Origin of the sequence: Shewanella sp. ENK2 (genome assembly GCF_043568515.1) — a bacterium.
GTDB classification, from domain to species: domain Bacteria; phylum Pseudomonadota; class Gammaproteobacteria; order Enterobacterales; family Shewanellaceae; genus Shewanella; species Shewanella japonica.
The window spans coordinates 540113-561705 of sequence record NZ_CP171406.1; the positions used below are offsets into that span (position 1 = coordinate 540113).

Here is a 21593-nt window from a genome sequence, read left to right on the forward strand (position 1 = left end):
TTATGGCAGAACAACAGTCGCTAGCTTTCCGCTACGACCTTGTACATATACCTTGTCTCCAACCACAACCGGTTGTGAGAATAAACCATCACTATCAACCTCAACTCGCCCAGCGACTTCGCCAGTGTTGCGGTCGATAAAGTGTAGATAACCTTCAAAGTCACCTACAACAATATAAGAACCAATAACGGCAGGAGATGTTAAGCTACGGTTTGTTAACGTAGTATTACTCCAAAGCTCTAAACCATTTCGTCTGTCTACTGAATAGATACGACTATGGTCATCGACTAAGTATAGTCCAACACCTGCATAGGCCAATTCATTAAAGCTTGAATACTTACGTGTCCAAACAACACGACCCGTTCTCAGCTCCATTGACACTAGGTTACCATTGTAACTTACCGCGTATAAATTATCGCCCAAAATTAACGGTGTCATGTCCACATCGGCCATACGAGTAAACTCGTTACCACCGGTTGGATTATATACCGCTTGTTCCCAAGCAACTTGACCGTTATTTTTTACTACTACCGCTATTTTACCATCAGCCGTACCAAGGAAGAAACCACCAGAATCATATGCTGGAGCACCTGTTCCACGAAGGGTCAAGTTAGGTAGTTGCATTTCATGACTCCATAATTTGGTGCCATCTGCAATTGAAAAAGACTCCAGGTTACCATCACTGGTATGCACTGCGACAGAATCTTCCGATACCGTAGGAACTGACAGTAACTCACCACTTGCGATAGCGCTCCACTGGGTTTCACCCGTTTTTGCATCTAAAGCAACTAATAAACCTGACTCACCACCCACAAATACTTTGTTACGGCCAACGGTTACACCCGCAGCGATACGTGCTTCTTTTGTTTTAGCCAGCGCAGTATCTTTAAATTCTGACGCTAAATCTTTACGCCAAGCGACTTCACCAGTTTCTTCATTATAAGCAACAACTGTCCCATTACGATCAGCGGCATACACGTGACCATAAAAAATAGCTGGTTTTAACTGCGAGTAGTAATCGCCTACACCATTGCCAACGTTTACTTCCCAGTTCACTTCAGGAAAGACAGTCGCTTGAATTTCTGTAAGTTCTGTTACGACTTCTTCTTCGGTATCACTTGAAGAACAAGCCGATAGCATTGCGACACTTAATCCAGCAGCAAGCAAGGTTTTGCATAAAGACTTCATTCGGCTAATTCCTTATGCCTTGTTTAAATTGTCTAGCTTCATTTGTAGCGCTGGGCTTGCTAATGCACCGCCATTATCAATTGCAGCTTGATAAGCAACTCGTGCTTTATCCATATCGCCTTGACGTACTAAAAAGTCACCTTTTAATTCATCACGCTGGGCATTAAATGCTTCATCTGTCACTTGATCTAATGTTGCAAGTGCAGTGCCTAAGTTACCTTGCTCTGCTTGAACTCGTGATAAACGAATTGTTGCTAGTGACGCTAAAGAAGCACCTGGATTTGAAGCAATAATTTTTGTAAAAGCAGTTTCTGCTTTATCTAAATCACCCGCTTCAACAGCTGCTTTTGCCGCCATTAACTCTAGCAACGCTTGGTAACCTTGTTGATCGTGTTGTTGACCAAACTCGCTCACTGCAGCCATTACCGCTGCGCTATCAGCTGAATTAGCACTGATACTTTGGAATGCTTCAGAAGCGGCTTCTGCATTTTCTAATTTGACGTCAGAATAATAGTTCCAACCGTATAATCCACCCAGACCTACTACAGCGCCAACAATGATTGAGCTGCCGTAATCTTTCCAGAACTGCTTAATAGCATCGACTTGTTGTTCTTCTGTGCTATAAATTTCCACGCGCACTTCCCCTTTCTATTCAGTTCTGTTTTATATCAGCGTCACGCTGACATTAAAATAATGATTTAATCGTGGTCGCCAAATCAGCTCGGGCAACCAAAAGTTGTTCGTTTTTATTTCTCAATGGTTTAACGGCGACTTGCTGGTTAGCAATTTCATCTTCACCAATGATAAGTGCGTATTCAGCACCACTTCTATCTGCACGTTTCATCTGCTTTTTGAAGTTACCGCCACCACAATGAGTCATGACTTTAAGCGTTGGCAGGTTTTGACGCAACTCTTGAGCAATTTTAATTGCTTCAACAACACACTTTTCACCCATTGCTGTGACATAAACATCAACAACAGGTGCCACATCTTTATCAAGCTCTAGCGTTTGCAGTAGTAATACAATGCGCTCAAGGCCCATTGCAAAACCAACAGCAGGCGTATCTTTACCGCCTAACTGATCCACTAAGCCATCATAACGGCCACCAGCAAGAACAGTACCTTGCGAGCCTAAGCTGTCTGTTACCCACTCAAAAACCGTACGATTATAGTAATCTAATCCACGAACAAGACGAGGGTTAACTGTGTATTCGATGCCAACCGCGTCTAAGAGTTCACATAAGGTTGAAAAATGTGTTTTTGATTCTTCACCTAAGTAATCCATCAGTGCTGGTGCATCAGTTAAAATAGCCTGAACCTGCGGTGATTTAGAATCTAATACTCGTAATGGGTTTGAGTACATGCGACGCTTAGAATCTTCATCTAATTGTTCTTTGTGTTGCTCTAAAAATGCAATTAGCGCATCACGATAAGCAGCACGTTCCGCTGTATCACCCAGTGTATTCAGTTCCAGTTTTACGTGTTCTTTAATACCAAACGAATCCCAAAGGCGTGCAGATAACATTAATACTTCAGCATCAACATCAGCACTTGGAATACCATACACTTCTACACCAAACTGGTGGAATTGACGGTAGCGGCCTTTTTGAGGGCGCTCATGGCGGAACATGGGACCCATGTACCATAAACGTTGCTCTTGGTTATACAGTAAACCATGCTCATTACCAGCACGAACAGTAGACGCTGTACCTTCTGGACGCAGCGTTAAGCTGTCTTCATTGCGATCAGCAAAAGTGTACATCTCTTTTTCAACAATATCGGTGACTTCACCAATTGAACGTTTAAAAAGGTCAGTAGACTCAACAATTGGAGTTCGAATTTCGCTGTAACCATAAGCACTAACCGTTGAGCGGATAACCGACTCGACTTGTTGCCATAATGGGCTTTGCGTTGGCAGAATGTCATTCATTCCGCGGATTGCTTGGATCTGTTTTGCCACGTTGATTCGCCTACTTACTTGCTCTATTAGATCGATTAATAATCGATGACCGAGAGCATTAATTTATTTTCACGCCTTACACAAAAAAACACCTACCATCGCTGGTAAGGTGTATTTTTCATGTAAAGCAAACTTATTCTGTTGCGTCTTTGATATCGATTCGATTTTGCATCATCGCCGCTTTTGCACGGATTTTGGCTTCTAATGAATCCACCAAATTATTGTTATCAAAACGCTCTTTTTGACGTTTACCATCGTCATAGTAACCACTTTTACCATGGCTACCTGTTAGCCCAATATCTGATACTAATGCTTCGCCTGGGCCATTAACCACACAACCAATAATAGAAACATCCATTGCAGTGGTAATGTCTTCTAAACGCATTTCAAGTGCATTAACAGTATTGATCACATCAAACTCCTGACGAGAGCATGAAGGACAAGCAATAAAGTTAATACCACGACTGCGAATACGTAGCGACTTTAAGATATCAAAACCGACTTTGATTTCTTCAACGGGATCGGCTGCCAATGAAATACGCAAGGTATCACCAATACCTTCAGCTAATAGCATTCCTAAACCAACAGCTGATTTAACTGAGCCAGCACGAGCGCCGCCAGCTTCAGTAATACCTAAGTGCAAAGGCTGTTTGATTTGCTTAGCCAATAAGCGGTATGACTCAACCGCTAAAAAGACATCCGATGCTTTAACACTGACTTTAAACTGGTCAAAGTTAAGGCGGTCTAAAATATCCACGTGTCGCATTGCAGATTCCAGCAATGCTTCTGGTGTTGGCTCATGGTATTTATCCATTAAATCTTTTTCTAATGAACCACCATTAACACCAATTCGAATTGGAATATTCTTATCACGCGCGCATTCGACAACGTTGCGAATACGTTCTTCGTTGCCAATATTTCCTGGGTTAATACGTAAACAATCAACACCGTATTCTGCAACTTTGAGTGCAATACGATAGTCAAAGTGAATATCTGCCACCAAAGGCACGTTGACACTTTGCTTGATCACTTTGAATGCTTCAGCCGCATCCATAGTTGGCACAGAAACACGCACAATATCTGCACCGACTTTTTCAAGTGCGCGAATTTGTGCAACCGTAGCTTCGACATCAGTCGTTTTAGTATTCGTCATCGACTGAACTGCAATAGGTGCGCCATCACCGATAGGGACATCGCCGACATAAATGCGGCTCGAAGGACGACGTATGATTGGAGATTCGTTATACATAATCTGTTGCTCTACTGCTTATCTAATTACAATCAAGGTTACACTTTCGGCAAGGTTAATCGCGCTACACTGCCTTCTGAAAAGTCAGCTAAACTGACATTTTCACCATTAAATTGAAGGGTCACAACTTGTGGAGCCCCTAAGATCAATTTGAACGGAGCAACGCCTTGTGCTTCAACCACTCTATCAACACCTTTGACACCATCAACAATGGTTTTGCCTGTTGCGTCAACGATATTCACCCAACAATCAGCACTAAAGCTCATAGAAATAGCATCTTGTGCAGCAACATTATCAGCAACCAAAGCGGATGCTGATTGTAACGCAGGCTCGACCACATTTTGTTGCGCATTATCAAGCATTACAACATCAGTACTCGCTGGCTCTACAGGTTGAACTGATGATGCCGGCAAATCTGAGTTGTTGCTTTGTTCATTTTGCAGGGCAGTCTGTTCATTTAACTGATCCGCTGGCTCTACATACGCCATGTTAGGGTCGATTTCTGGCTCTAATAAATCTTCTGTTTGACTAACAACATTTGCAGCTGCAACTTCTTCTACGGTAGGTTTGGATAAATCTATCCCACTTAACATAGAGTCTTTTTGCACCCACCACACTACTAGCAGCGCTAACAAGGCAAGGACAATTAAATATGTCACTATTGTTAAGCGGCTATCACGGGCTTCACGTGTGGTTTTGCGAGAAAAACTCTGCATTGCTGCAGTTTCATCTGGCAATTGTTGCGCTAAACATTGATGCACTGCATCTACATCTGCTTCGATGTATTTGGCATAGTTTTTCGCATATCCACGTGCATAGGTTGCTGAAGCAATATTATCAAATTTATCATTCTCAATATCTTCGATGATGCCAGGACGTAAATGTAATTGGGTCGCAACCGCATCAATCGATAACCCTTTTTCTCTCGAGCTGTACGCAGCAACATACCAGCAGTAGATACTGCTTCAAGTATATCTGCCTGTTCAGCGTCACTCCCATTTTTTGGGATGTTTGATTGTTATTTGTCATTAATGCAAAGTAGCCCTGTATTCTTTCGCTTGTTCTGATGTCGGGTATTTGGCAATTAAGGTAATACCATAGCGTTTAACCGCATCCTCATCTGCTAACTCGCGCGATATTTTTATTCCTAAAGCTAAACTTTCAGGCGTTTGCTCTGCCACTCGATGAAGACGGCTTAAGTTGAATTTAGCGCTATCGTAGTCATTCTCTAAAATAGCTAAATCAATTAACTCCATTAAAGTGGACTTTCTTCTTGGGTCATAACGTAATGCATTTTCAAAGTACTGCTTCGCCTTTTGAGGCTCACCTGCAGATAAACTGCACACGCCAAGGTTTTCATAACTTGACGCGGTACGTGTGTATTCTTTTGCATTAATCGCATTTTTGAACATAGCTTCAGCTTGCGAATATTTTTCTTGTTGGCATAAAAATACACCAAAGTTGTTCATCGCATCACCCGTTGCATCACTGGTGTTAATTGCTTTTCTGTATGATTCTTCTGTGCGCTCATTATCACCTACAGTCTGGTAATAATAGGCCATCGCTGTGTGAACTGCGCTTAATTGCGGCGCATACTCAACAGCACGGTTTAAGTTGAACTTTGCCTGCTCCATATTGCCACGGTTAAGGTAAGTTAGGCCTAATTGCATTCTTTCTTTTGCAGCAGACTGTTTATCCAAGGTTCTTTCAGAAACAGGGATATCCGTACCAGTATACGTTCTTTCCGTTACACAACCCACTAAAGGCAGTGATAAAGTAGCAATCATTAAAAGCTTCGGCAATCCGTGCATGATTTTTACGCCTATTAATCTATACAAACAATGAGTTAATCCATTGTGACCGAAATAGCACTCTCTTGCATGCGTTTTTTCGCAAGACGTTTAGTGCGGTCACGAATATCACCCGCTAATTGACCACAAGCAGCATCAATATCATCGCCACGTGTTTTACGAACGATAACAGTCAGCCCATATTCCATTAGCACTTTCGAGAATCGGTCAATTCTGGAATTAGAAGAGCGACCATAAGGCGAACCAGGATAAGGGTTAAATGGAATTAAGTTAATTTTACACGGTGTGTCTTTCATTAACTTGGCTAACTCGTGTGCTTGATCAGTGCTGTCATTGATATGATCCAACATCACATACTCAACCGTTACACGGCCACGGTTAGCGTTTGATTTTGCTAAGTAACGACGAATACCAGCAAGGAACTCTTCTAATGGGTATTTTTTATTAACTGGAACTAACACGTCACGCAGTTCATCGTTTGGCGCATGAATACTCACAGCCAGAGCGACATCTAGCGCATCACCCAGTTTATCAAGCGCTGGAACAACACCAGAAGTTGATAAGGTGACACGACGTTTTGACAAGCTAAACCCAAAATCATCTAACATGATGTCCATTGCAGGGATCACATTAGCTAAGTTAAGTAATGGCTCCCCCATGCCCATCATCACTACGTTTGTAATTGGTCGTTCGCCTGTTTCTTTTTGGAAACCTAAAAATTGCGATACTCGCCAAATTTGCCCAACAATTTCGCCAACCGTTAAGTTACGGTTAAAGCCCTGTTGAGCTGTAGAACAGAAGGTACACTCTAGCGCACACCCCACTTGAGATGACACACATAAAGTGGCTCTGTCTTCTTCAGGAATATAGACAGTTTCCACTTCTTGGCCTTGGCCTACATTGATAGCAAACTTAATCGTGCCATCTTCAGATTTTTGGAAGCTAGAAATTTCTGGCGCAACCACTTCACACTTACGGGCTAATTTAGCGCGTAGTGCTTTGTTAATATTGTTCATTTCTTCGAAGTCGCTAACACCAAAGTGATAAAGCCATTTCATCAATTGATCAGCACGGAACGGTTTTTCGCCCATTTCGGTGAATAACGCTCTCATTGCCTTTCGATCAAGATCCAATAAATTGATCTTTTTCTCACTCATCTTGTGTAACCTCAAAAAAACCTAAAACCTGCTAGCGGGCGGCGAATTATACAGATCCTTACAAAATTTCGCCAGTGTCACTGCATTAAAGCTTTGATACTTTCACGACTGTGCTAAAATTTCGTTGGACTAATATTGGTCTGCCATATGGAGGTGTAATTCCACCTTTATGATAACTCTTATCATTATAGTATTTATCGCCATTGCAATCTCGTTTCTTTGCAGTGTATTTGAAGCGGTATTACTGTCTGTTACCCCTAGTTATATTGCCAACTTGGCAAAAACTAACCCTAAAGCCGCGAAACGGCTTGATAAACAGAAACAAAATGTGGAATCACCACTAGTTTCTATTCTGACATTAAACACCATCGCCCATACCGTGGGTGCCGCTGTTGCAGGTGCTCAAGCTGCAAAAGTCTTTGGTGATGAAATGCTTGGAGTATTCTCTGGTGTGCTTACCTTCTTGATTTTATTCTTTTCTGAAATCATTCCGAAAACATTAGGTGCTAACTATTGGCGTTCACTCGCTGCGCCTGTGTCTTTGATTTTGGTTTGGATGGAAAGATTAACTAAACCGCTAATTTGGATGTCTTCTCAAGTGACCAAATTAATGGGGAAAGGCGATGAAGGCCAATATATCAGACAAGAAATGAGTGCGATGGCTGAAATAGGCTTGCGTTCAGGCGAACTAGACAAACAAGAGTCATCAATTTTGACCCAAATGTTGTCAGTAAAAGAAATGCCAGTCTCTGCAATCATGACGCCAAGAACGGTCATGTTTAAATTACCAATTCACTTGTCACAAGGTGAATTTGTACAGCAGTTTCTAGCGAAACCTTTTACGCGTATTCCTGTCTACGAAGATGATCCGGATAATATTATCGGTTACGTTAACCGTAATAATATTATTCAAGCAGAACGATACACTCCAAAAGAATCTATTGGTGTGTTGAAAAAGAATCTGCTTGTGATCCCTGAAACCGCGAAGATATTACCGATTTTCGAGCTCATGATTAAGCGCAATACAAAAATTGCCATGATTGTGGACGAATACGGCTCAGGTGAAGGTATTGTGACATTAGAAGATATTGTCGAATCTTTACTAGGCTTAGAAATTGTCGATTCAAACGACCCTGTCACTGATATGCAGCAATTAGCGCGTAAACTGTGGGGCACGCGAATGAAACATAAAGGCATCGTATTATCTGATGATGGCGAGTTTACAAAACAAACAACCCAGCATACACCAGATCCCGAGGTTGCGGCCAAAAATAGTACGATATAAAACAGTTTGATATTTCAATAAAAAGGGAGCCTAGCTCCCTTTTTTGACTATGATTATTACGACTTTGCCAATAATAATACCCTCACAGCGTATTTATTTTTTGAGTCGTTTCCCAAAAAGGGGTTAACGCATTATCATGTCGCCAAGTTAATTACTTAAGCATTTACTAATAAGGGCTAATATCCAATTCGCTCTTTCCATTTTTTGAGGACGAAATGCCGAACACCTATTCTTTATCACTTGCCCATATCAATGACACGCATTCAAATTTCGAGCCGAGTCAGGTTCAATTCTCCTTGTCGTTTAATGAGCAAACTTACCTTGCTGAAACGCAAACCGGCGGCTATGCCCGTTTGGGCCACCAAATTGAAACGGCAAGAATCGCGGCGGTGAAAAACCAACACGAATTTATGTTTCTTCATGGCGGCGACAGCTTTCAAGGTACATTGTACTTTCGTGAATTTCAGGGTGCAGCAAACGCACATTTACTGAATATGCTTAAGCCAGATGCCATGGTATTAGGTAATCATGAGATTGATGCAGGCAATAGTCCTGTGTTGGCATTTTTAAATCGAATCGAATTCCCTTTGTTAGCGGGCAATATGGATTTAAGCCAAGAGCTTGAAGATAAAGAAGGTCGCTTAAAGCACCATCCAATGTTATTTGACTACGACACTGAGCAGCAATGTGCCAAAGTGCTAATCAAACCCTTTTACGATAAACAAATTGCAATTATTGGGATCACTCTAGATCAAATGCCACTCATTGCTAGACCTGATCCTGACACCCACTTTATCAATGCTATCGACACCACTAAAAACACCATTGCAAAACTTCATCAACAAGGGATATACCACATTGTTGTACTCAGTCATTTAGGGTTAGATCAAGACCGTGAACTGGCTGAAAAAGTGGATGGAATAAGTGTTATTGTTGGCGGCCACTCTCACACGCTTCAAGGTGAATTTTCAGATTTAGGACTAAGTCACACAGAATACGGTGAACGTATTAACAATACTCCTATCATTCATGCCAGTAAATATGCAGAAGTACTCGGGCTCGCTCAAATTGAGTTCAATGAAAGTGGTCAATGCCTTTCATTAAATGGCAATAATTACTTTATGATTGATGAACAAATTAAAGTGTCACTCGATGCCAAACAGGCGAAAAAAGCTGATTTACAAGACATCAGTCAAGCTGAAATTGATGCAGTCACCTCCCAGTTGTTAGCTCACCCAGGAATATTGAATAATGCCGCAAATGATGAGGTTCACCAAACCATTATGCGAGATTACCGCCCTGCCTTAAATGCACTTGAAGAACAGGTATTGGCACATATTCCTCGAGATTTAATTCATACACGCCTTCCGAGTAAACACTTTCCACATGGCAGTGAAATTGCGCCTTGGGTGTGTCGAAGTATGTATAAAGCCACCAAACTATCAGAACCACAACTAGACTTTGCGCTGCATAATGCTGGCGGTGTTCGTCAGTCATTAATCAAGGGGAACCTGTCATTAGCTGACGTATTAGGGCGCATTTTGCCGTTCGAGTTACCTTTGGTGAAATATCAAATTCAGGGAAAGTTCTTATATCAAGCTTTGGAATCTGCCATTAACTCGGCAACAAATAATGGGGTAACAGGTACTGGCGCAGGAAGCTTTCCCTACACTTATGGTATTCGATACTTTTATGATGGCACTTTGCCTATGAATCATCGTATCACCTTAATTGAAGAGTTCACTCAAGGCGAATGGCGAGCGATTGATTCACAGAAGCTATATATTGGCGTTTCAAGTGCTTATACCGCTGCGGGTAAAGAAGGTTACGATGCATTGTTAAAGGCGCATTGGCAGCAAGATATGGAGTCCATGACATTACCTGAAGCGTTTGTCGATTTTGTGTCGCAGCACGGTAATTTGATTGAAAATCCGTTACAACCGAATGTTCATTACATCAGTCACCGTTAATGTAGCTGACTTGGGTAATCGCTGAGATTACCATTACTGAAGTTAACAGCAATTACACTTTTACTATGACTTGCCAGTTATTTCGTTAATTGTTGGTAAGCAAACTAAGATGCCAATCAACATAAGTCAGTCGTGCATTAGCCTAAGTTAATATAATTTATGATAATGTAGACTTCACAAATCTGCAGCGGATCACAGACCCAATGATCGCTTCATGATTTAATGATGTATCTTTATGTGGATTCATGACTTGAATCATTGCAAATTTTAGCCTAATCAAATAGGAAACAACTTCATGAAAGCAAAACTGATCAAATTAGCTGCAGCAGCAACATTAGCACTAGGCGTATCTTCAGCTTGGGCTGCAGGTATCATGCACCAGGGTGAAGTATTAGAAACAATGAACAGCGGTGGATACACTTATGTTCAAGTTAAAGGCGAAGACAAAACATTCTGGGCTGCGGGTCCACAGGTTGAAATCGCTAAAGGCGATACTGTCAGCATGAATGAGCAAATGTGGATGAATGACTTCACCAGCAGCACGCTAAACAAAACATTTGACGAATTATTATTTGTTGGAAAAATCGAGAAGAAATAATTCGATTTAACCTCAAACAAGACATAATCGGTTAATGATTTCATTAGCCGATTTTTTTGGTTAAACTGCCGTAATACGCATCAACATAAAGCAGCATTAACAAAATTTATGGAAAACACAGCTAACCAATCAATAGCACCTTTTAGCCCACAATATGCTAGTAACGTTAGCCTGCTTGTCCACGAATGTATTCAGCACATTGACCATCCTCGCTACACACAAGCACATCTAGATGCGTGGTCAACTGCCCCTCGCTCAGCCAGACATTGGCGCCAACGCCTTTTGCGCAGTCAAAGCTGGCTATTATTAAATAACGGCCCATCACAGCCGGAAGTGATTGGTGTCATTAATGTTGAAACGGATTTTAACCATCGTGGGTATATTGATAGTTTATATATCAGCCCAGGTAAGCAGCGACAAGGCTTAGCTGGCAAGCTTTATCAAACACTTGAGCAATGGGCTATTGCTCAGGGTTATCATGAGCTCAGCGTGGATGCATCCTACTTATCTAAAGGCTTCTTTTTAAAGCAAGGGTTCCAGCAAGTGCAGCCAAGCTATCAAATCACAAAAGGACAGGTCATAAACGGTTTTTACATGAAAAAAGACCTCACATAACTCACACTACTTTTTAAGTAATGGCTGCAGCATTTCTTCTAAACCATTAAGTTTAACTTCATACATTAGCGCTAACTGCTCACCTAATTTTCCTTCAGGAAAGCCTTTACTGTGAAACCAGACTAAATAAGGCTCAGGAAGTTCTAACAATTTACGTCCAGCATATTTTCCAAAAGGCATTTTCTGGTTAATTGCTTCTAATAATAACGCTTCATTCATTTTGACTCTTCCTAACTAATTAGATAATAGATTCGTATCTCGCTTATTCTGCTAAGGCAGTGCGCTTTGCTCATCAAGGTAACGGGACGAATCATACCGTGAGTGATGGCATAGTAACATTACTCATTACCACTTATAGCGTTTAACAATGTACTATCTGTAAGCTTCTAGGTTAGTTTTTGCATATTTTGTACCACAAGATATATACCGATTAGGAATAACAAAACTCTAAAAGGCAGCTTTTAGCTATTAAAGTTACCCAGACTTTTTTGCAAATACACAAGAACAGAATACAAGCATCCCCTCGTCAATATTTTTACACGCTAACCTACTAAAAAATAATAAGTTCAGTTACCGTTTTATGACAAGAAACAAACCTGTCAATAAGTTGCCTCTAGTCAGTTTTTGTCAAATAAACACCATCAAGTCAAAATGACTTTTTAGTCAATATACTGCCAATTGACCCGTTACAAAACTGCACATAAAGTTAATATCATTGAAGTTAAATGTTGCTATTTAATGACTGATTTAATCGAAGTTTGAGCTGTTTATCATCTCAATAATTCGGCTTTCAAATCGCAGTTATTGCATCATACCCTTCTCACCAGGTTCACTGCAGCGAGTGTTTATATAGCCGTTCTCGTTACACCTATCAGGAGATGTTGAAATGATCATATTAGTTGGCGGAGAGAAAGGTGGTAGTGGCAAAAGTTGCCTTGCACAAAATATTGCCGTTTTTCTCGCAAAAGATGCTAAATCAAGCATTATCATGGTTGATTGCGATCCACAAAGAACAACTTCAGATTGGATCCAAGCAAGAAATAACAACCCAGAATTACCCGGGATTAATTGCGTTCAACTATACGGAAAAATTCGCAACGATCTTTTAAGCCTTGAGCAGCATTATGATTACGTTATTGTTGATTGTGGCGGACAAGATAACCTTGCACTGCGAGCGACGTTATCTGTCGCATCTCATGTATTGATGCCATTAAGACCTAAGCGCCGGGACTTAAAAACGGTCAGTCACATGGACGACATCATTGCCACCTGTAAAATGATTAACCCTAAAATGAGAGCCTCATTTGTCATCACTCAATGCCCAAGCTTACCGAACCAAGCAGGGCGTATTGTCGAAGCTAAAGAAGTCTGCAACACGTTCGATATCAATGTACTAGATGCAATTACCTATAGCCGCAATATTTACGATGACAGTGAAGAGTCTGGCTTATCAGTTATCGAAATTGACCCAACAGGCAAAGCTGCAAGCGAAATCAGGGCAATTGCCTGCGAGCTTCTAGAGGTACAAAACGCCGAACAGATTATTCAGCAACGTAATGATGCCGCTAATGTTACTCAACTGAGGGGGACCTATGGGGCTAGCAGATCTCAAGAAAAACGTTACGCCATGTAATACGATGTTTGAGCCACAAATGTCAGTGGATGATTTTATTGAGGCTGCCAACTTGTATGCAATGGGAAAACAGCATTCAAGTTCAAACAGCATTGAAAACGCAAATAAACAAGCAATGGAAAAGTTACTTGCGTTAACAGAAGCTAACGAGCCATTAGCTAAAAAGCCAGCACCATTTAAACGGGCGACCTTTACGCTAAGTGAGGATGCGATTAATCAGCTAACGCTACTCAGCCAAAGTAGCCATACAGCAAAATCGAAATTGATCCGTCAGCTGATACAACAGCATTTCTCACTGCCAGTGGCGGAGCAACGAGAAATTGAACAACAAATACAAATAAGGTAATGAACTCTAACCAGGATTGACAACACTAGCATTGTGACGCAAAAAATAATAAATCTCCCTCCCCTCCTTTACTGGCAGCAACGTAAGTTGTTTGCCAGTTTTTTTACTCGCAAATCGCATCCTTGATATTATTTTTATTAGCTATACCTAAAATAAGCTTAGCATCTACAGATTAACCCTTGAATTATGACAACTTGCGCCCAATAACTATTTTAGGTTCAGGATATTTTATCTATGATGACTTAACACAAGGAAGGCAAATGTTTGCTCTTATCGCTTTGATTATCGTCTCAACGATTGCTATTGGTTTGATTATCACTAAGCCGAAACGCAATCAAATAAGACGTGCAAAGATCACTAAGCAGGCTTTCCCTAAACAGTGGCGTCAAATTCTCAAACATCGTTTCCCTTACTTTAAAGCTATGCCAACGGATCTACAGTTACAGCTCAAAAAGCACATACAAGTATTTATCGAAGAAAAAGAATTTATAGGCTGTGATGGCTTTATTATCACAGATGAAGTGAGAGTCACCATTGCGGCACAAGCTTGCCTACTATTATTAAATCGAAAAACAGACTACTACCCTAAACTCAGACAAATTTTAGTCTATCCTTATGCTTTTATAGTGGAAAAGCAGGGAACTGATTTTGCTGGAGTTCAGTCAAACCAACGTAATATTCTTTTAGGTGAGTCATGGGGAAATGGTAAAATCATTCTTTCTTGGAAAAGCACCATAGATGGCGCTGCTGATCCGACAGACGGACAAAATGTCGTCATACATGAGTTTGCACATCAACTCGATCAAGAAAACGGCCAAGCAAATGGCGCGCCGCCGCTGCGAGATATCACGTCCTATTCAGCGTGGTCAACGATTCTCGGGCAAGAGTTTGACAGATTGCAGCGCTGCGCGAGTCAACAACTCCCATCACTGTTTAACTATTATGGCGCTACCAACCCAGCCGAGTTTTTTGCCGTTATCACTGAAACCTTTTTTGAAATGCCCCATGATTTTTACCAACAGCATCCTTTGCTGTATAAAGAACTAAGCCGTTTTTATCAACTAGATCCAATTCATTGGCATTAGTCGTGAGACCAATATCCGCTAACTTAAGTAACAGGAACTCCCATGCAAAAAGCCATTCTTACCTTATTACTCACCAGCAGTTTATGGGTTATGTCATCCCTCCCATCATCAGCCACAGTGGCGATATCAACCGAATCGAAACAACTCGCTGACAATGTACTTAACCAACTGCATCAAGATGCTAGTGCGGCAAATTGGGATAGTTATTTTTCTTTATACGATACTGATGCAGTCTTTTTAGGTACCGATGCGACAGAGCGATGGGATATGAAAGAGTTTGAAGGTTATGCCAGACCAACTGATGGTTGGCACTATGAGGTGCAATCTAGGCAACTATTACAGTTCGACAATACCATTGTATTTGATGAGCTATTGAACAGTGCCAGCTATGGTTTGTGTCGAGGTACTGGTGCTCTGCAATTAACAGATCAAGGTTGGAAAATCGTCCAATATCATTTGAGTATTGCAGTCCCAAATGAAAACGCCAAAGCCGTTGCTAAGTTAATTGGTGCGGCTAAATAATCGATTACACAAAGCTCAATGGCCAGCATGTTTAAGCGCTGGCTATTTTCTTTGTATAGAGCTTGAGTAAGCTTTTACAAGGTAAAGAAACGGTAGTAAACCTTAAAACTGCATATGCTCACTGATGATATTGACGATTTCATCTTTAAGCCATTGCGGCCCGTAGTCATTCATATCGTTATGTTTAGCATCTTTTATGGTCACCACTGAAATAGTTGTTACTTGTTCACTCGGTAGTGGCAAAACACCTTCATCAGCAGGGTAATCGCTCGCTCTAATCGAAAGCTGCGTGATATTGGCATTACGCGGTAACGGAACTCGTCGATGATCCAAAGTAATGATTCGCGCGATGTAATCAGCATAGCCTGTTGATGATACTGGTTTTAAATTGCTCTCACTCTCACTATCACTCTCACTAGATAGTGAAATACCTTGGGTTGCTAGCCAAACTGAAATATCACCACCATTTGAATGGCCGACCAATGTCACATGCTCAAAGTCGAACTCAGGCAAGTATTGACGACTTTGCTGCAAAATAAAATCAACAGTATTAGCACCTCGTTGCCAATTTTCAGCGCGTGTTTGGATAAATGGCGGCGTTCTTGATAATGCAGGATCTGTGGCTAACTCATGCTGAATCGCCACCACTAAGTATCCATTTTGCTGAAATAGCTGACTAATAAATTGATAATCTGTGTGTAATAACCCATATCCGGAACCAATTATCATCACAGGACACTGCTGCTCGACATGGCAGGCAAAGCTTTTTTCGGGGAGATATAACTCTATTGGAATCTCTCTTTGTCTGAGAGTATCGACAACTATAAGAGATTGCGACTGAACTTGTGCTTTATCGATTTGAGCCATTGAATTCACAAGTGAATTCGCAACTGAATTACCTGCAATAACACTCAAAATAACAGCCAATAAGATTAACGTACAATATTTGAAAATGTAGGAGCTTTTACCCTGTGATACTAATGCTAATTCCATTTAATTCGTCTTTAATAAAATGATTAAAATATTAACTGATGGCAATACTGGCTAATGTCATTAACTTAAGTTTTTAGCCTAAACCTTGCACAATCCCAAGCTTACTTCATTGTTAAACCAAAACATAAATTAGCCAGCTGACTCAAATGGCAAAAACCATCAAAATCCTGCTGAGACAAAGGTCTTTCGGATGCATGCTTATCGGCATAAAACACCCCTATTACTTTGTCGTTTACGACAATTGGCGCAACCATAAAGCCTAAAGCAAAATTCACTTTGCTATTAAGCTCTTCATTTTTTCCTTGTTGAACCAACATTAGTTGGCTATTTTCAGCTGAGTGAATCAAGCTTGGTTTTTTAGCGTCAACGACCTGTGAAAATGGGTTCAACTCCCCTTGCATATCAATTAGTAACTCTTGCTTAAAAAACTCTGCACTCTCGCCAAACACAACCCGAGCAGATAGCTGCTTTCGATTAAGCGATAGCAACATCACCGCGCATCTATCAACACCAACCCCATCTAAAATACCTTCTAATGCAGTCTGCACCACTTGATTAAAGTCCGCATTTTGAATGGCATGCTCAGTCAATTCACGCAGTTTTTTCAATTGCAGCACTAAATCGGCATCACGAAATTGCGGTTTTTGTTCTGGCTTATCTAAGCACAAAATGATTTCTGCAGTATCGGGAAGGTATTGAATTAACTCAGTAGCCCCATAATCTTCAGCTAACCTCATTGTGGCTTCTGCGCAGCGACTGATCCTCGACTTACATTGCTCAAGACTAATTCCTTGAATTTCTGCAGCAGCTAAGAGTAAATCATTGAGCTTTTCTGGGTTAACATGAGGCTGACTCAACGCTTCAGAAATTTCATTGGCTAGAAAAATAGTCCTTATTTCAGGCATTCTCTCATCAGGGTGAGACAGTGATGTGGTTAATACGTCACCTAAGCCCCAAGCTCGAGCAATGCTTTGAGTTAATTGCGAAAATGATGTCCCAAGATGCTCACGCACAATAGCCTTTTCATCTTTTACTGATGGGGAGACTAATATCGCTTGATCTAAGTTATCAACAAATTCGCCACCAATGCTCCAAAATGCACTTTCACCAATGCGATATAATAACGAAGCGATAAACACTTCTTCACGAAGTGCTTCATCATAATCTTTAATCATCACCCGCGAAATCATGGCAGCTTGAAAAGAGTGCGCCATGAGTTTGATTAATCGTTGATACACAGACTCAGATAAATTGTTATTTTCTAGCAAGCTGGTGAGTAGTTTGGCGGTAATACAAATATTGCGAATGGTATCAAAACCCAGCACCACGGCAGCTCTACTGACCGTTGTAACGTGATTAGTGCCTTTATTATAAATAGCACTGTTGGCCACACGTAATATCCGAGTGGTAAGCGCATTATCATGCAGCACACTACGACCTAATGTCGCTAATGATGACACATCATCTTTTGCCAGCTTTTCTAAATCCCTGACGGTTGAACACAAAGCAGGCATTTCTTGTTCACTGATACGCTTGGTCCAGTAGTCGACGCCTTTAGTGATAGGTAAAGAGTTTTTCAATGCTTAAGTCACCAATTGTTACAATAGTTTTACTATAACTCTTTATGTGAGCGGATGAAGCATTCTTAGCAAAAATCATTCGAAAAATTAATCAAAAAAAACGGCTCCGAAGAGCCGCAACACAAGCGATTGGTTGAAAACTTACTGGGTAGGAAGTTAAAAATCCTCGCATTAAGAACGACAACTAGCTTGCGCTAATATTCCAAATACTGGATAAAAACCCGGTGAAACCTGTAGGTGAGTAACACCGGGGAAATCAGCTGCAAAGCAGCTAAACTGTTACAAGGTTAATAAAGGTTAAAACTGCTCTTCTTCGGTAGAACCAGTCAATGCCGTCACTGATGATTTACCACCTTGGATACAAGTCGTTACTTGGTCAAAGTAACCTGTACCCACTTCTTGCTGATGCGATACGAATGTGTAACCTTTTTCAGCAGCGGCAAATTCAACTTCTTGTACTTTTTCAACGTAGTGCTTCATACCTTCACCACGAGCGTAGTCATAAGCTAAATCAAACATGTTGTACCACATGTTATGGATACCCGCTAACGTGATGAATTGATACTTGTAGCCCATATCTGAAAGCGCTTGTTGGAATTTAGCAATTGTTGCGTCATCCAAGTTTTTCTTCCAGTTAAATGACGGTGAACAGTTATAAGCAAGTAACTGATCTGGGTATTGTGCGTGAATAGCGTCAGCAAACTTCTTCGCTTCTTCAAGACAAGGTTTTGCCGTTTCACACCAAATCAAATCAGCATATGGCGCATAAGCTAAACCACGTGAAATCGCTTGGTCGATACCAGCATTCACACGATAGAAACCTTCTTCGGTGCGATCGCCGGTGACAAAGTCACGGTCATACGGATCGCAATCTGAAGTCATTAAATCTGCAGCGTTTGCATCAGTACGTGCAATGACTAATGTATCAACACCGCTAACATCTGCTGCTAAACGTGCAGCAACTAACTTTTGTACAGCCTCTTGAGTCGGCACTAATACTTTACCGCCCATGTGACCACATTTTTTAACTGATGCTAATTGGTCTTCAAAGTGAACCCCAGCAGCACCTGCATCAATCATAGATTTCATTAATTCGAATGCATTTAACACACCGCCGAAACCTGCTTCAGCATCTGCTACGATTGGTAGGAAGTAATCAGTGTAATTCTCATCACCTGGGTTAACTTCTTTGCCCCATTGAATTTGATCAGCACGACGGAATGAATTATTAATACGTCCAACGACTGCAGGTACTGAGTTAGCTGGGTATAATGATTGATCAGGGTACATAGTGCCTGCTAAGTTAGCATCTGCAGCGACCTGCCAACCAGAAAGATAAATAGCTTCAATACCGGCTTTTGCTTGTTGAACCGCTTGACCACCCGTTAATGCACCTAAAGAATTAACATAGCCTTTTTTAGCGCCGCCATTAACAAGATCCCATAGTTTTTCTGCGCCACGTTTAGCAATGGTATTTTCAGGTACCACAGAACCACGTAGTTTCACTACTTCTTCCGCTGTAAACGGACGCTTAACACCTTTCCAACGAGGGTTTTCAGCCCAATCCTTCTTAATCGCATCAATTTGTTCTTGACGAGTTAGTTGCTTATTAGTGTTAGACATAGTGTTACTCCTTCCTGTGTAATTCGTTATGTTTTACTGATTAATATCGGTGCTCACACCCCAATGTGAAGCACCATTTTTTAAGCGGTTAACAGCTCATAGCCTGGTAACGTTAAGAAATCGACAAGTTCATCTGAGGTGGTAATTTCATCAAACAAACAAGCAGCTTGATTAAATTTACCTTGGTTAAAACGTGCTGAACCTAGTTCCTGCTCAACATTAGCGAGCTCTTCACTGAGCATCTCTTTGAATAACGCTTTAGTGACAAGTTTGCCGTTAGACAGTGATTTTTCATGCTGGATCCATTGCCAGATTGAAGTACGAGATATCTCTGCAGTTGCCGCATCTTCCATGAGTCCGTAAATTGGGACACAACCGTTACCTTGGATCCACGCTTCAATGTATTGCAGCGCAATGCGGATATTTAAACGCATGCCATCTTCGGTACGTTCCCCATCACAGGGGGTGAGTAACTCGTCCGCTAAGATAGGCGCATCAACATCACGAGTAATGTGCAACTGATTAGTGCCTGCACCGATATAATCGTTGAATATGGTCATTGCTGTATCAGCAAGTCCAGGATGAGCGACCCATGTACCGTCGTGACCATTACGTGCTTCAAGTTCTTTGTCGCCTTTAACCTTTTGCAGTACTTGCTCATTTGCTTCAGGTGTTTTAGCTGGAATAAATGCTGCCATACCGCCCATCGCTAACGCACCACGCTTATGACAGGTTTTAACTAACAAGCGTGAATATGCACTTAAAAATGGTGTGTCCATCGTAACGGCTTGTCTGTCAGGCAATACACGGTCTGCATGCTTCTTCAGTGTTTTGATATAGCTAAAGATGTAATCCCAACGACCACAATTTAATGCCACAATGTTTGAACGTAACTCATAAAGAATCTCATCCATTTCAAATACGGCAGGTAAGGTTTCAATCAAACAAGTACATTTAATCGTGCCAGGTTTTAGACAAAAACGTTCTTCAACGAAAGCAAACACTTTTGCCCACCAACGTGCTTCAACATGGCTTTCCAGTTTTGGAATGTAAAAGTATGGACCGCTGCCTTTAGCTAAAAGCTGATGATAGTTGTGGTAGAAGTACATGGCGAAATCAAATAAGCCACCTGGGATAGCCTCACCTTTAAATTCGACATGCTTTTCTTTTAGATGCAAACCACGTACTCGACAAATTAGTACAGCAGGATCTTCATCTAAGCTGTAATGCTTACCGGTATTTTCGGCTGTAAAACTGATGTCACCTCTGACGGCATCTCGAAGGTTAATTTGGCCTTGAACCACTTTCTCCCAACTCGGCGCTAATGAGTCTTCAAAATCTGCCATAAACACTTTTACGTTCGCATTCAGAGCATTAATAATCATTTTACGGTCTACTGGACCGGTTATCTCAACACGACGATCTTTCAAGTCGTCTGGCATGCCTCGAATTGACCACTCACCGTCTCTAATAGCACGAGTTTCAGGTAAAAAGTCTGGTAATTCACCATTATCAATTCGTTGCTGTTTTTGCTGACGCTTACTTAGTAGTTCAGGCACTTCTTGAGTGAACTCTTCACAAAGCGCAGCTAATAAAGATAAAGCACCATCATTAAATATCGTATCTTGTCCTGGGACCTCTGGACCGATTAATGCAAGTTCTGCACTTGTTGGTAATTCAGTATCAGCACTTGGCTGGGATTTCGCATATCTAGCCACTAATTGTTCTGCTGTCATATTAAGCCCCTTGAGCATAAGTCAGTTTCAAAAGAGAGAAGGTAGTCGTTAAATGTCATTCATCGTTAACTTGTCTAAGGTTGCCTTACCTAACCTTGGAAACTTGATGTACTCATTGTTATCCAGTCCTAAGTTAGTAAAAGAAGTTACGTAAAACTCAATAAGTCGTCTCAATGACAGTCTTACACGAACTCTTTAGGCCTTGCTCCTTTCCATCTCTATCTTCAAAACAAACTAGCCAA

20 protein-coding genes and 1 pseudogene are annotated in these 21593 nt (G+C 41.2%); 8 read left to right on the forward strand and 13 right to left on the reverse strand.

Annotated elements, in window-relative coordinates:
* From bamB to ACGEDC_RS02570, 8 genes and pseudogenes are all read right to left on the reverse strand, one after another.
* Complete coding sequence (gene bamB / locus ACGEDC_RS02535) at positions 1 to 1188, reverse strand: outer membrane protein assembly factor BamB (protein ID WP_055025673.1); 1188 nt, start codon at positions 1186 to 1188, stop codon at positions 1 to 3.
* Between the two features lie 12 nt (positions 1189 to 1200).
* Positions 1201 to 1821, reverse strand: a complete 621-nt coding sequence (locus ACGEDC_RS02540; RefSeq protein ID WP_055025674.1) for a tetratricopeptide repeat protein — start codon at positions 1819 to 1821, stop codon at positions 1201 to 1203.
* 52 nt (positions 1822 to 1873) lie between these two features.
* Positions 1874 to 3148 carry a histidine--tRNA ligase gene (hisS, locus tag ACGEDC_RS02545; protein WP_394496254.1) on the reverse strand — a complete coding sequence of 425 codons (1275 nt, stop codon included), beginning with the start codon at positions 3146 to 3148 and terminating at the stop codon, positions 1874 to 1876.
* A gap of 133 nt (positions 3149 to 3281) precedes the next feature.
* On the reverse strand, positions 3282 to 4397 hold the full coding sequence (gene ispG, locus ACGEDC_RS02550; RefSeq protein WP_055025676.1) for a flavodoxin-dependent (E)-4-hydroxy-3-methylbut-2-enyl-diphosphate synthase: 1116 nt from the start codon (positions 4395 to 4397) through the stop codon (positions 3282 to 3284).
* Between the two features lie 38 nt (positions 4398 to 4435).
* Entirely contained in the window at positions 4436 to 5158 is a 723-nt protein-coding gene (locus tag ACGEDC_RS02555; RefSeq protein WP_394496256.1) for a RodZ domain-containing protein, read from the reverse strand.
* 12 nt (positions 5159 to 5170) lie between these two features.
* Positions 5171 to 5356, reverse strand: a pseudogene (locus ACGEDC_RS02560) (helix-turn-helix domain-containing protein); the annotation flags it as partial.
* Between the two features lie 69 nt (positions 5357 to 5425).
* On the reverse strand, positions 5426 to 6211 hold the full coding sequence (gene pilW, locus ACGEDC_RS02565) for a type IV pilus biogenesis/stability protein PilW (RefSeq protein WP_394498216.1): 786 nt from the start codon (positions 6209 to 6211) through the stop codon (positions 5426 to 5428).
* A gap of 32 nt (positions 6212 to 6243) precedes the next feature.
* Positions 6244 to 7365 carry a bifunctional tRNA (adenosine(37)-C2)-methyltransferase TrmG/ribosomal RNA large subunit methyltransferase RlmN gene (locus ACGEDC_RS02570; RefSeq protein WP_055025678.1) on the reverse strand — a complete coding sequence of 374 codons (1122 nt, stop codon included), beginning with the start codon at positions 7363 to 7365 and terminating at the stop codon, positions 6244 to 6246.
* A 169-nt stretch (positions 7366 to 7534) separates the two neighbouring features.
* Between ACGEDC_RS02570 and ACGEDC_RS02575 the strand changes: the two genes are divergently transcribed.
* The 4 genes from ACGEDC_RS02575 to ACGEDC_RS02590 all read left to right on the forward strand — a co-directional run bounded on the left by ACGEDC_RS02575 (position 7535) and on the right by ACGEDC_RS02590 (position 11833).
* Complete coding sequence (locus ACGEDC_RS02575; protein WP_394496259.1) at positions 7535 to 8650, forward strand: CNNM domain-containing protein; 1116 nt, start codon at positions 7535 to 7537, stop codon at positions 8648 to 8650.
* A 215-nt stretch (positions 8651 to 8865) separates the two neighbouring features.
* A complete protein-coding gene (locus tag ACGEDC_RS02580) occupies positions 8866 to 10620 on the forward strand; it encodes a bifunctional metallophosphatase/5'-nucleotidase (RefSeq protein WP_394496261.1) in 1755 nt (584 codons plus the stop codon).
* Between the two features lie 295 nt (positions 10621 to 10915).
* Positions 10916 to 11218: a hypothetical protein gene (locus tag ACGEDC_RS02585; protein WP_055025681.1), complete on the forward strand. Its 303-nt coding sequence runs from the start codon at positions 10916 to 10918 to the stop codon at positions 11216 to 11218.
* A 108-nt stretch (positions 11219 to 11326) separates the two neighbouring features.
* A complete protein-coding gene (locus tag ACGEDC_RS02590) occupies positions 11327 to 11833 on the forward strand; it encodes a GNAT family N-acetyltransferase (RefSeq protein WP_394496264.1) in 507 nt (168 codons plus the stop codon).
* A gap of 6 nt (positions 11834 to 11839) precedes the next feature.
* Here ACGEDC_RS02590 and ACGEDC_RS02595 read toward each other — a convergent pair whose 3' ends face one another.
* On the reverse strand, positions 11840 to 12052 hold the full coding sequence (locus ACGEDC_RS02595) for a DUF3820 family protein (protein WP_055025682.1): 213 nt from the start codon (positions 12050 to 12052) through the stop codon (positions 11840 to 11842).
* Positions 12053 to 12719: 667 nt separating this feature from the next.
* Here ACGEDC_RS02595 and ACGEDC_RS02600 point away from each other — a divergent pair.
* The 4 genes from ACGEDC_RS02600 (at position 12720) to ACGEDC_RS02615 (ending at position 15419) form a co-directional block, all read left to right on the forward strand.
* Entirely contained in the window at positions 12720 to 13466 is a 747-nt protein-coding gene (locus ACGEDC_RS02600) for an AAA family ATPase (RefSeq protein ID WP_055025683.1), read from the forward strand.
* The gene (locus ACGEDC_RS02605; protein WP_065108595.1) at positions 13426 to 13812 is read left to right on the forward strand and encodes a hypothetical protein; all 387 of its coding nucleotides are present in this window, start codon (positions 13426 to 13428) and stop codon (positions 13810 to 13812) included. The genes ACGEDC_RS02600 and ACGEDC_RS02605 overlap by 41 nt, the downstream gene beginning before the upstream one ends.
* Positions 13813 to 14072: 260 nt before the next feature.
* Positions 14073 to 14897: a zinc-dependent peptidase gene (locus ACGEDC_RS02610; RefSeq protein WP_394496267.1), complete on the forward strand. Its 825-nt coding sequence runs from the start codon at positions 14073 to 14075 to the stop codon at positions 14895 to 14897.
* Between the two features lie 42 nt (positions 14898 to 14939).
* Entirely contained in the window at positions 14940 to 15419 is a 480-nt protein-coding gene (locus ACGEDC_RS02615; RefSeq protein ID WP_055025686.1) for a nuclear transport factor 2 family protein, read from the forward strand.
* A gap of 102 nt (positions 15420 to 15521) precedes the next feature.
* Here the strand turns inward: ACGEDC_RS02615 and ACGEDC_RS02620 are convergent, their stop codons facing one another.
* The 4 genes from ACGEDC_RS02620 to aceB form a co-directional block, all read right to left on the reverse strand.
* Entirely contained in the window at positions 15522 to 16412 is an 891-nt protein-coding gene (locus ACGEDC_RS02620; RefSeq protein ID WP_394496270.1) for an alpha/beta hydrolase, read from the reverse strand.
* Positions 16413 to 16513: 101 nt separating this feature from the next.
* Positions 16514 to 17992 carry an HDOD domain-containing protein gene (locus tag ACGEDC_RS02625; protein ID WP_394496272.1) on the reverse strand — a complete coding sequence of 493 codons (1479 nt, stop codon included), beginning with the start codon at positions 17990 to 17992 and terminating at the stop codon, positions 16514 to 16516.
* 297 nt (positions 17993 to 18289) lie between these two features.
* Positions 18290 to 19615, reverse strand: a complete 1326-nt coding sequence (aceA, locus tag ACGEDC_RS02630) for an isocitrate lyase (RefSeq protein ID WP_055025689.1) — start codon at positions 19613 to 19615, stop codon at positions 18290 to 18292.
* An 80-nt stretch (positions 19616 to 19695) separates the two neighbouring features.
* The gene (gene aceB, locus ACGEDC_RS02635) at positions 19696 to 21351 is read right to left on the reverse strand and encodes a malate synthase A (protein WP_082972227.1); all 1656 of its coding nucleotides are present in this window, start codon (positions 21349 to 21351) and stop codon (positions 19696 to 19698) included.
* Positions 21352 to 21593 lie beyond the last annotated feature (242 nt).

Coding starts and splice junctions, on each gene's coding strand:
- bamB (WP_055025673.1), bottom strand. CDS start 1,188: ATGAAGTCTTTATGCAAAACCTTGCTTGCTGCTGGATTAAGTGTCGCA.
- ispG (WP_055025676.1), bottom strand. CDS start 4,397: ATGTATAACGAATCTCCAATCATACGTCGTCCTTCGAGCCGCATTTAT.
- ACGEDC_RS02570 (WP_055025678.1), bottom strand. CDS start 7,365: ATGAGTGAGAAAAAGATCAATTTATTGGATCTTGATCGAAAGGCAATG.
- ACGEDC_RS02575 (WP_394496259.1), top strand. CDS start 7,535: ATGATAACTCTTATCATTATAGTATTTATCGCCATTGCAATCTCGTTT.
- ACGEDC_RS02580 (WP_394496261.1), top strand. CDS start 8,866: ATGCCGAACACCTATTCTTTATCACTTGCCCATATCAATGACACGCAT.
- ACGEDC_RS02585 (WP_055025681.1), top strand. CDS start 10,916: ATGAAAGCAAAACTGATCAAATTAGCTGCAGCAGCAACATTAGCACTA.
- ACGEDC_RS02590 (WP_394496264.1), top strand. CDS start 11,327: ATGGAAAACACAGCTAACCAATCAATAGCACCTTTTAGCCCACAATAT.
- ACGEDC_RS02595 (WP_055025682.1), bottom strand. CDS start 12,052: ATGAATGAAGCGTTATTATTAGAAGCAATTAACCAGAAAATGCCTTTT.
- ACGEDC_RS02600 (WP_055025683.1), top strand. CDS start 12,720: ATGATCATATTAGTTGGCGGAGAGAAAGGTGGTAGTGGCAAAAGTTGC.
- ACGEDC_RS02605 (WP_065108595.1), top strand. CDS start 13,426: ATGGGGCTAGCAGATCTCAAGAAAAACGTTACGCCATGTAATACGATG.
- ACGEDC_RS02610 (WP_394496267.1), top strand. CDS start 14,073: ATGTTTGCTCTTATCGCTTTGATTATCGTCTCAACGATTGCTATTGGT.
- ACGEDC_RS02615 (WP_055025686.1), top strand. CDS start 14,940: ATGCAAAAAGCCATTCTTACCTTATTACTCACCAGCAGTTTATGGGTT.
- ACGEDC_RS02620 (WP_394496270.1), bottom strand. CDS start 16,412: ATGGAATTAGCATTAGTATCACAGGGTAAAAGCTCCTACATTTTCAAA.
- aceA (WP_055025689.1), bottom strand. CDS start 19,615: ATGTCTAACACTAATAAGCAACTAACTCGTCAAGAACAAATTGATGCG.
- aceB (WP_082972227.1), bottom strand. CDS start 21,351: ATGACAGCAGAACAATTAGTGGCTAGATATGCGAAATCCCAGCCAAGT.